Genomic DNA, 8,694 nt, shown 5'->3' with positions numbered 1-8,694 from the left:
CCGCGATGGCGGTGTGTCAGGCAACCTCTTTATCAACCATGCCGCCGCCTTCGCAGCCTCGCTAAAGCTCGACAGCTCCCACATTTGATTTGTGCAGCCCGAATGGTTGCGACCGAACACACAATTCCCAGACTTCCCCCAAACCCTGTGGGAGCTGTCGAGCCCTGGCGAGGCTGCGATAGCGGTGTGTCAGGTAACCTCTTTATCAACCATGCCGCCGCCTTCGCAGCCTCGCTAAAGCTCGACAGCTCCCACATTTTACCGTGCCCGCTTTAGCCGTCCCCGGCCAGGGAGGACTCATGGGTCCAAAGCCGGATAGGCACGCCCCCTCAAACGCATCCAATATAGTTAGCCTGCTTCCTTTTACCCCAAGCCCTTGCCATGATGCGCTCACCGCCCGCCCGCGAACGAGTTCCCATGCCTGCCACACAGCCCGCCGCCCCCAGCTCCTTGTCGATCACTCTGCAGATCGTCTCCATCGTCTTCTACACCTTTATCGCGTTTATCTGCATCGGCCTGCCGATTGCGGTGATCCCCGGCTACGTCCACGGCGAACTGGGCTTCAGCGCAGTAATTGCCGGGATAACCATCGGCTCGCAATACCTGGCCACGCTGCTCAGCCGCCCGATGGCCGGACGCATGTCAGACAACGTAGGCACCAAACGCGCCATCGTGCTGGGCTTGAGCGGAATCCTCCTGAGCGGCGTGCTGACGTTTATCGCCACGCTGGTGCAAAGCCTGCCGTTGCTGAGCCTCGGCATCTTGATTGTCGGGCGGCTATTACTGGGGGTTGCGCAGGGCCTGATCGGCGTCGGCACCATCAGTTGGTGCATGGGCGCAGTCGGTGCCGAACACACCGCACGCTCGATCTCCTGGAATGGCATCGCCTCCTACGGTGCAATTGCCATCGGCGCACCGCTTGGGGTCGTGATGGTTGCAGACTACGGCTACACCAGCCTCGGAATCGCCCTCACGGTGCTATCCGCCCTGGGACTGCTGCTGATTCGCAACAAGCCTTCGGTGCCCGTGGTACGCGGCGAGCGGCTGCCCTTCTGGGCGGTCTTCGGACGTATCGCGCCGTTTGGCGCCAGCCTGTGTCTCGCATCGATTGGCTACGGCACCCTCACCACCTTTATCACCCTCTACTACCTGAGCCGAGGCTGGATCGGCGCGGCCTGGTGCCTGACGGTATTTGGCGTGTGCTTTATCCTGTCACGCCTGGTGTTTATCACGGCCATCAACCGCTTCGGCGGCTTCACGGCGGCGATTGCCTGCATGACCATCGAAACCCTGGGGCTGACGCTGCTGTGGCTGGCACCGTCCACCGGCGTGGCCTTGATCGGCGCCGGGCTGACGGGCTTCGGCTTGTCGCTGGTGTACCCGGCGCTGGGGGTGGAGGCGATCAAGCAGGTGCCCAACAGCAGCCGGGGCGCCGGGTTGAGTGCGTATGCGGTGTTTTTTGACCTGGCGCTGGCGATTGCCGGGCCGGTGATGGGCGCGGTGGCGTTGAACCTGGGCTATTCGTGGATCTTCTTCTGCGCCGCCTTGCTCTCCGTCACCGGCCTGGGCCTGACGTTGCTGCTCAAGCGCCGCGCTTACTGATCCGCCGTTTGCAAGCCCGCCCGGGTGGATTGCCCAAGGGTGTGATTGAAGAACCGCCCGGCCTCGGAAATCAGGTCGCGGTGGATGCTTTCACGGTCAACCCCGTCGGCATCGGTGCACATGGCCGGCATCGCGGCCAGTTGGCTCTCATCGCAAGGCGCCATGAACACGAAGTGCCCTGCCCCGGCCAACAGCTTGAAGTCCGGCGGCTCCGGCAGTTTGCGCGCCAGGGCCTCGGCGTTCTTGTCCACGGCCACCAGCTTGTCGCCGTCGCCACTGTAGAGCAGCACCGGTACATGCACGTCCGCCAAGGTGTGGCGGCCAAACATCAGGCTCAGCGGCGCCATCAGCATCAACGCATGAATGCGCGGGTCGGCCTGGGGCTGCAAATCGTCACGGTCGACGATCAACTCGCCCTTGGTGGTGCAGGCGTCGCGGTCTTCGGGGCGTTGTTGGCAGTAACGGCGCAGGCGGTCCAGGTCCGGCTTGGCACCGGCGAGGATCAGCGCGGTTTCGCCGCCGGCCGAATAGCCGATGACACCCACCTGGTCGACGTTGACGAACGGCGACAGCATCGGGTCGCCGAGGGTGGCGGTGATGGCTTCGGAGATCTGGATCGGGCGCCCATACAGGTTGCTCAAGGTCCCCAGGCGGCTGTGGTCCTTGTAGTTGTCGCCAGGGTGCAACACCGCCACCACGACAAACCCCTTACGCGCCAGAGAGGTCGCCAGGTCGTGCAGGGCCAAGGGTGTGCCGGTATTGCCGTGGGACAGCATCAACATCGGAAAACGGCCAATGGCGATTTTAGAATCTTCAGTGGCAGCGATGTGATAAGCGCCCACCTTGGTGATGTGTTCCTGGTCGGTGGACGGATAGAACGCGACGGCCTTCATCGGCTGAAGATCCAGCGGATCGAGAAACGTCATGCGATGAAAGCCCACACTCCAATGGGGGTGCGGTGCGGGCGCGGCTTGCACTGAAATCAGGCCACCGAGCAGAGAAAGAACCAAGACGGCACAAAGACGCATCATGAGGATGTCCAACTTTGCTGCATAAGCCCGCGTAGCTATTGAAGTATCCATGGTTCAGGCGCTCGGACTGGCAGGGTTTACCCATGCGTGCATAACCTGGGCCAAAGTAGTGACAGCGGGTAAACGAAAAAACTCCGTACTCCGTTCGCTTTTCAGGCGAGCAGAATACAGAGTTTAGGCGCCTCGATTCAGATTGATATCGAGGAACAGCAAAATTTACACAAGTCTTACGCTGCGGCGAACAACTGGTCGCTGATCAATACATGGGCGTCGCTCAGTGCCTTGGTGCGGGCCTCGTCACCATAGGCCAGGCCGTGGGCACGGACGAACTCGATGTCGGTGATCCCGAGGAAACCCAACAGCACGGTCAGGTAGTCTTCGTGGGCTGCGCCCGTCGGCTGGCCCACATGCAAGCCGCCGGAGGTGGAGACAATGATGACTTTCTTGCCGCCACACAGGCCTTCCGGGCCGGCTTCGGTGTAACGGAACGTCTGGCCGGCGACGGCAATGCGGTCGATCCAGGCTTTCAGTTGGGTCGGGATGGTGAAGTTGTACATCGGCGCGGCCAGCACTACGGCATCTGCTGCCAGGAATTCGGCCAGGGTGGAAGCGCTCAGGTCGGCTTCGTGTTTTTGCACGGCATCGCGCAATTCGGCGGCAGTGCCCAGGGCGCCCAGAGTGACACCGGAGAAGTGGGTGATGGCGTCAGCGGCCAAGTCACGATAAACCACTTCGACACCCGGCTCTGCTGCCTGCCAGGCTTTGACGACACCGGCGCTCAACTGACGGGAAACCGAGTTGTCGCCGAGGATGCTGGAATCGATATGCAACAGTTTCATGGTTCATCTCCAAGTAAGCATCGCCTTTGGCGACGGAATGGAACTAAGCCTACAGATGAATCCAATCAACGATTAGTCGGGCAGAATGCGATTGTTTGTCCCACTGACAGGACAGTGATCCTAATGTGACGAGACATAGATCGACGCGCTCGTGGGCGGCGGCAACGCGTAGGTACGTTTCATCCAGTCAATCTCTTCATGGGGCGTGCGACCGAAAAACCGCTTGAACTCGCGGCTGAACTGGGAAGCGCTCTCGTACCCCACCCTGGCGCAGGCCGTGGCAGCGCTGATGTCACTCCTCAGCATCAGTAACCGCGCCTGGTGCAAGCGTGTCGACTTCAGGTACTGCATGGGCGAGGTGTCGGTCACCGTACGAAAATGCGCATGAAAACTCGGTACGCTCATCATCGCTTCGTTAGCCAACCCTTCCACGTCCAGGCGCTGGTGGTAACACGCGTGGATCTTGCGAATCGCCCGGGCCACCTTGCCAAACTGACCCTGGAGATTCAATGCAGCCCGCATCGAACCGCCCTGCTCGCCCGTGATAATGCGGTAGTAGATTTCACGCATCAGGGTCGGCCCGAGCACCCGCGCGTCCACTGGCACACTCATCACCTCCAGGAAGCGCAGCAACGACTCACTGAGCTTGTCATCCATCGGCGAGGCGTACATGCCCTTGGGCCTGGCGTCGGGCTGCGGGGCCACCGCGTCGAGCTCCAGCATCAGCTCGGCGGCCAGGTTGAAATCCAGGCGCAAATACACCGCGAGCATTGGCTCTGCTTCGCTGGCCTCGGTTTCCATGGTGAACGGCACCGGCACCGACACCACCAGGTAGTGCTGGGCGTCGTAGACGTAGATGTCTTCCCCCAGGAAACCGCGCTTGCGGCCCTGGCACACGATCACGATACCCGGGTCGTAAAGCACCGGAACCCGCGTCAATGGCCGATTGGAGCGCAGGAAGCGCACGTCATCCAGCGGCGTCAGGTTGTAACCCTCCACGGGCGCCAACTGTCCCATCAGCTCGATGATTCGGCGGGTACGTGGCTGCTCAAGGTTCATTGGAATGCACTGGCCGGGGAAAACCAAAAGGTAACCCGTCGGTGCTTCACTGGCCAGCCAACCGTAGTCGCAAGCTTGCTCACCGCTGTATTTTGGGGTGGATTTGCCGACGTCAGGCGCGGATAGTTCGTCCCATCGACAGGACAATAGGCCGACCATGCAAGATCTGAATGACCTCTACTATTTCGCCAAGGTAGTGGAAGCCGGCGGTTTCGCCGCCGCCGGACGGCTGTTGGGGATCCCCAAGTCGCGGCTGTCGCGGCGCATTGCCGAACTGGAGGAGCGCCTCGGCGCCCGCTTGCTGCAACGCACTACCCGCCAACTGACCCTGACCGCCGTGGGTGAACGCTACCTGCGCCACTGCCAGGCGATGCTGCTGGAGGCGGAAATGGCCGATGAGGCGGTGGCCAGCATGTCCAGCGAACCCCGTGGCAGGCTGCGGGTCAGCAGCCCGGTGGGCTTGGCTCACCAATTCCTGCAAACCGTGGTGGCGGAGTTTCTCACCGCCAACCCGTTGGTGCAGTTGGAGATGAACCTGGTCAACCGCCGCGTCGACCTGGTGGCCGAAGGCATTGATGTGGCCTTGCGCGTGCGCGAACTGGGGGATGAAGACCCGCTGCTCGTCACCAAGCGCCTGCGCCAGGCCCAGACGGCGATTGTTGCCAGCCCCGGCTTTGTGCGTGAGCGGCAGATCAACAGCCTCGAAGACCTCAAGCAATTGCCGGTGCTGGGCGCCCTGGAAGCAGACCGCATGGTGCACTTCCGCATGCTCAGCCCGGAGGGCAACAGCCACGACCTGGTCATGGAAGCCCGATTGGGCATCGACGATTTCCTGGTACGCAAGGCCTGCGCCCTCGCCGGCCTGGGGTTTACAGTGCTGCCGATGATGTATTGCGAAGAGGAATTGGCTAACGGCCAGTTGGTGCAGCTCTTGCCCGAATGGTCATTGCCGGGTGGCTGGTTGCAGGCGGTGTACCCACATCGACGCGGCGTGTTGCCAGCAGTGCGAGCCTGGATCGACCATCTGGATAACGCCTTCAAAGGTTGCGGAGACCGTTTGCTATGAGAATGACCGAAGAACAAGTCGCCACGTTTTGCCTGGGCTTGCCCGGCGCGCGGGAAGACTACAAATGGGGTGGCGTGCGGGTGTTTTCGATTGCCGGCAACAAGATGTTTGCCTTGCAGAATCTGCGGGGAGACTCGCTGGCGTTCAAGGTCGACAAGGAGCTGTTCCTGGGCCATGTGGATCGCCCCGGCATCCACCCGGCGCCGTACCTGGCACGGGCGCAGTGGATCATCATGGAAACGCCCTACCCGCTGGGCGCTGAGGAACTGCGTGGCCTGTTGCAGCGTTCCCACCAGTTGGTGGTGAGCAAGCTGCCCAAGCGCACGCAGGTGGGGCTGAGGCGGGATGACTGATACACAACCCTCAGGCCAAAAAAAGCCACTCTATTGAGTGGCTTTTTTGTATCTGAGGAGGAATCAGCATCCCGTTTCCGCAGCGGGTTGTTACCGTGGTAGCGGCTAAATAAGCACGCCCCCGCATCGACCATTACTCCAGGGGCAAACCTTGCTCCACCAGTGAGGCCAATAAGCCTGCGCCGAGGGGGATGATGCTGTCGTTGAAGTCATAGTGATCATTGTGCAACTGACAGGAACCGGCGCCCTGGCTTGGGCTGCCTCCCTGCCCCAGATAAATATAGGCGCCCGGTCGTTGTTCCAGCATGTATGAAAAGTCTTCGGCCCCCATGGTCAAGGGTTCGTTGCACTTCACGTTTTCCTCGCCTATCAAGCTACGGGCAACCTGGGCGGCGAACAGCGCTTGCTCAGTGTGATTGACGGTCGGCGGATAGCCTCGCTGGTAATCACACGTGGCCGTGGCACCGAATGCGGTGGCGACGCCCTGGGCAATCTCACCAATGCGCCGGTCCAACAAATCCCGATTGGCCGCCGTAAAGCTGCGGGCAGTTCCACGCATTTTCACCTGTGCCGGAATAACGTTAGAAGCAGTAAGTTGACTGGTTTGCATACTGGCAACTGTCACCACGCCCGCCTCCAGAGGGTGCAGGTTACGGCTGACAATGCTTTGCAGTGCAATGACGATATGGCTCGCGACCACCACCGGGTCAATGGTTTCGTGAGGAATGGCGGCATGGCCACCACGACCGGTCACGATAATGTCGAACGTGTCGGCGGCCGCCTCCACAGGTCCCGGCTGAACTGCGATGACCCCTGCCGGGTAATCCGGATTGTTGTGCAGGGCATAAATCGAATCCACGTTAAATTGTTCGAACAGGCCTTGTTCAATCATCACCTGCGCGCCCCCGCCGCCTTCTTCCGCAGGCTGGAAAATCACCACTGCCGTACCGCGGAACCGGCGCGTCTGCGCCAGGTAGCGGGCTGCGGCCAGCAACATCACGGTGTGCCCGTCGTGCCCACAGCCGTGCATCAGGCCGGGGTGGACCGAGCGGTGCGCAAAGTCGTTGGCCTCGACCATGGGCAGGCAGTCCATGTCCGCCCGCAGGCCAATGCTCCCGCCGGGGCTGGCGCCATGGATGACACCGACAACCCCGGTACCCGCCAGCCCACGGAAAACCTCAATGCCCAACCCCTCAAGAAAGCTTGCGACGATCTGTGAGGTTCGATGCTCGTCAAACCCCAACTCCGGGTGGGCGTGGAGGTCGCGTCTCAAGGCGGTCAGTTCTTCGAGGTCTGGACAGATTGCATCTACTGGGTTTTGTGACATGGACTGGCTCTTCTTATTGGAATAGTCGAACTGCAAATCTACAGGCCGTCAGCGTTAGTTCAAGCCCCAGGTGAGGCATCAGGCGCGTTTGCCGACCCTCCAAATACGCCAAGGTCGCGAAGGTGATGTATCAACTTCCTGGGCTGACGCACTGCGGGCGAACTCAAGCCAAATGGAACGCAGGGCTTTACCCTGAATTTCAAGGTCACTCCATACCGCGCCCTCAAGCATCGGCGCAGTCGACCAGGCACCTTCATCGCCTAACAAAAAGGGCAGTTCAATACAGTGGGCAGCGCCCCAGATAGAGTCGGGTGCTTGCCAGGAGAATTTGTAGAGATAAACCGGCTGGGTACCGTCAGCCAGCGTGGAAGCCAGCTCTTTCATGCCATCGGTGAACAGCGAATGAGTCAATGCCTTTCCATGCTGGCGCATTGCCAACTTGCGTTGCTCCTTTGACAGGTGTTCCCCGTCCACCACGGGAAGGAACGGCAATGCTTCATCGTCTACCCATCCCATTAATGTCGGTATGCGACAGGCAGACCAGGCCTTTTCCAGTTCAGGCAATCCAGGCAGTGGGTAGCAATCGACAATCGGCCCTACGATCATCACGGACTCTATTTGCGCAGCGGCCTGGGCTTGTGCGGCCAACAACTCTTCTACCGTTGCGCTGAGCGGGTCTTTGCCCAGCAGTGCTGCGAACACGTTACCGAACGCCCTGGCAGTTTTTTGATCCTGGTGGGATCCCATGGGTGGACTTTGCAAAATGGCATGGGCGAACAGTGGACGGTCTTTTCCCATCGCCATCATATAAGCAATCGAATGAGCGCCCGCAGACTGCCCGAATAATGTGATGTTGTTTGGGTTACCCCCCAGTTTTGCGATATGGCGGTTCACCCAGCGAACGGCCTCAATCTGATCCAGCAGGCCCAGGTTGCCCTGGCAGACTCCATCCAGCAGCAAGTAGCCGAATACGCCCAACCGATAGCTCACATTAACAACGATAACGTTACCTTCCTGCGCAAGCTTTTCAGCCCCGTACCAGGGCATTCCTCCACCGCCACTGAAGTAGCCACCGCCATGAAACCAGACCATCACCGCGCGGTTTTGTAGGTTGCCCGCTGGCAAAGTGATATCCAGCAGTAGGCAATCCTCACTCTGCGGCATATCCACCGACGGCTTCCCCATTACCCGTTCCAAACGTGAGGGCAACTGGCAGGGAATCTTCGATGAGGTGGGCGCCGATCGTAAATCTTCAGGAGGCAAGACCGGCTGTGGAGGCTGAAAACGTTCGGCTTGAGCGTAACGAATACCTGTCAGGCGCGTAATACCCGTATCGGGCAATGAACCTGAACCATTTTTTTCTTTCGACGACATGGAAACTTCCTGTTAGTTGGCGATTAATGAACACAACCGGATA

8 protein-coding genes are annotated in these 8,694 nt (G+C 60.2%); 3 read left to right on the top strand and 5 right to left on the bottom strand.

Going from position 1 to position 8,694, the window contains the following annotated elements:
* Nucleotides 1-417: 417 nt before the first annotated feature.
* Nucleotides 418-1,602, top strand: coding sequence for an MFS transporter (locus JFU58_RS19855; RefSeq protein WP_063029893.1), 1,185 nt, complete (start codon nucleotides 418-420; stop codon nucleotides 1,600-1,602).
* Here the strand turns inward: JFU58_RS19855 and JFU58_RS19850 are convergent.
* The 3 genes from JFU58_RS19850 to JFU58_RS19840 all read right to left on the bottom strand — a co-directional run bounded on the left by JFU58_RS19850 (nucleotide 1,596) and on the right by JFU58_RS19840 (nucleotide 4,531).
* Complete coding sequence (locus JFU58_RS19850) at nucleotides 1,596-2,633, bottom strand: alpha/beta hydrolase family protein (RefSeq protein WP_026077749.1); 1,038 nt, start codon at nucleotides 2,631-2,633, stop codon at nucleotides 1,596-1,598. The genes JFU58_RS19855 and JFU58_RS19850 overlap by 7 nt on opposite strands.
* Before the next feature lie 227 nt (nucleotides 2,634-2,860).
* Nucleotides 2,861-3,472 carry an FMN-dependent NADH-azoreductase gene (locus JFU58_RS19845; RefSeq protein ID WP_063029889.1) on the bottom strand — a complete coding sequence of 204 codons (612 nt, stop codon included), beginning with the start codon at nucleotides 3,470-3,472 and terminating at the stop codon, nucleotides 2,861-2,863.
* 120 nt (nucleotides 3,473-3,592) lie between these two features.
* Complete coding sequence (locus JFU58_RS19840; protein ID WP_093209676.1) at nucleotides 3,593-4,531, bottom strand: AraC family transcriptional regulator; 939 nt, start codon at nucleotides 4,529-4,531, stop codon at nucleotides 3,593-3,595.
* 157 nt (nucleotides 4,532-4,688) lie between these two features.
* Here JFU58_RS19840 and JFU58_RS19835 point away from each other — a divergent pair, with 157 nt between their 5' ends.
* Both JFU58_RS19835 and JFU58_RS19830 read left to right on the top strand, forming a co-directional pair.
* On the top strand, nucleotides 4,689-5,597 hold the full coding sequence (locus JFU58_RS19835) for a LysR substrate-binding domain-containing protein (protein WP_063029885.1): 909 nt from the start codon (nucleotides 4,689-4,691) through the stop codon (nucleotides 5,595-5,597).
* The gene (locus tag JFU58_RS19830; RefSeq protein WP_201141760.1) at nucleotides 5,594-5,950 is read left to right on the top strand and encodes an MmcQ/YjbR family DNA-binding protein; all 357 of its coding nucleotides are present in this window, start codon (nucleotides 5,594-5,596) and stop codon (nucleotides 5,948-5,950) included. Before JFU58_RS19835 ends, JFU58_RS19830 begins: the two co-directional genes overlap by 4 nt.
* A 133-nt stretch (nucleotides 5,951-6,083) precedes the next feature.
* Here the strand turns inward: JFU58_RS19830 and JFU58_RS19825 are convergent, their stop codons facing one another.
* Together JFU58_RS19825 and JFU58_RS19820 are read right to left on the bottom strand one after the other, a co-directional pair.
* A complete protein-coding gene (locus JFU58_RS19825; RefSeq protein WP_404606468.1) occupies nucleotides 6,084-7,313 on the bottom strand; it encodes a M20 aminoacylase family protein in 1,230 nt (409 codons plus the stop codon).
* A 42-nt stretch (nucleotides 7,314-7,355) separates the two neighbouring features.
* Nucleotides 7,356-8,651 carry a carboxylesterase family protein gene (locus JFU58_RS19820; protein ID WP_201141758.1) on the bottom strand — a complete coding sequence of 432 codons (1,296 nt, stop codon included), beginning with the start codon at nucleotides 8,649-8,651 and terminating at the stop codon, nucleotides 7,356-7,358.
* Nucleotides 8,652-8,694: the final 43 nt, after the last annotated feature.

It is taken from the genome of Pseudomonas sp. TH34 (assembly GCF_016650865.1).
Classification (GTDB): Bacteria; Pseudomonadota; Gammaproteobacteria; order Pseudomonadales; family Pseudomonadaceae; genus Aquipseudomonas; species Aquipseudomonas yamanorum.
Note: the sequence above shows the minus strand (reverse complement) of the source record. Positions and strands in the feature narration are given on the sequence as shown.

Excerpts from the sequence above, each read along its gene's own strand:
- JFU58_RS19820 (WP_201141758.1), bottom strand. The coding sequence starts at position 8,651 with ATGTCGTCGAAAGAAAAAAATGGTTCAGGTTCATTGCCCGATACGGGT.
- JFU58_RS19845 (WP_063029889.1), bottom strand. The coding sequence starts at position 3,472 with ATGAAACTGTTGCATATCGATTCCAGCATCCTCGGCGACAACTCGGTT.
- JFU58_RS19835 (WP_063029885.1), top strand. The coding sequence starts at position 4,689 with ATGCAAGATCTGAATGACCTCTACTATTTCGCCAAGGTAGTGGAAGCC.
- JFU58_RS19830 (WP_201141760.1), top strand. The coding sequence starts at position 5,594 with ATGAGAATGACCGAAGAACAAGTCGCCACGTTTTGCCTGGGCTTGCCC.
- JFU58_RS19850 (WP_026077749.1), bottom strand. The coding sequence starts at position 2,633 with ATGATGCGTCTTTGTGCCGTCTTGGTTCTTTCTCTGCTCGGTGGCCTG.
- JFU58_RS19840 (WP_093209676.1), bottom strand. The coding sequence starts at position 4,531 with ATGAACCTTGAGCAGCCACGTACCCGCCGAATCATCGAGCTGATGGGA.
- JFU58_RS19855 (WP_063029893.1), top strand. The coding sequence starts at position 418 with ATGCCTGCCACACAGCCCGCCGCCCCCAGCTCCTTGTCGATCACTCTG.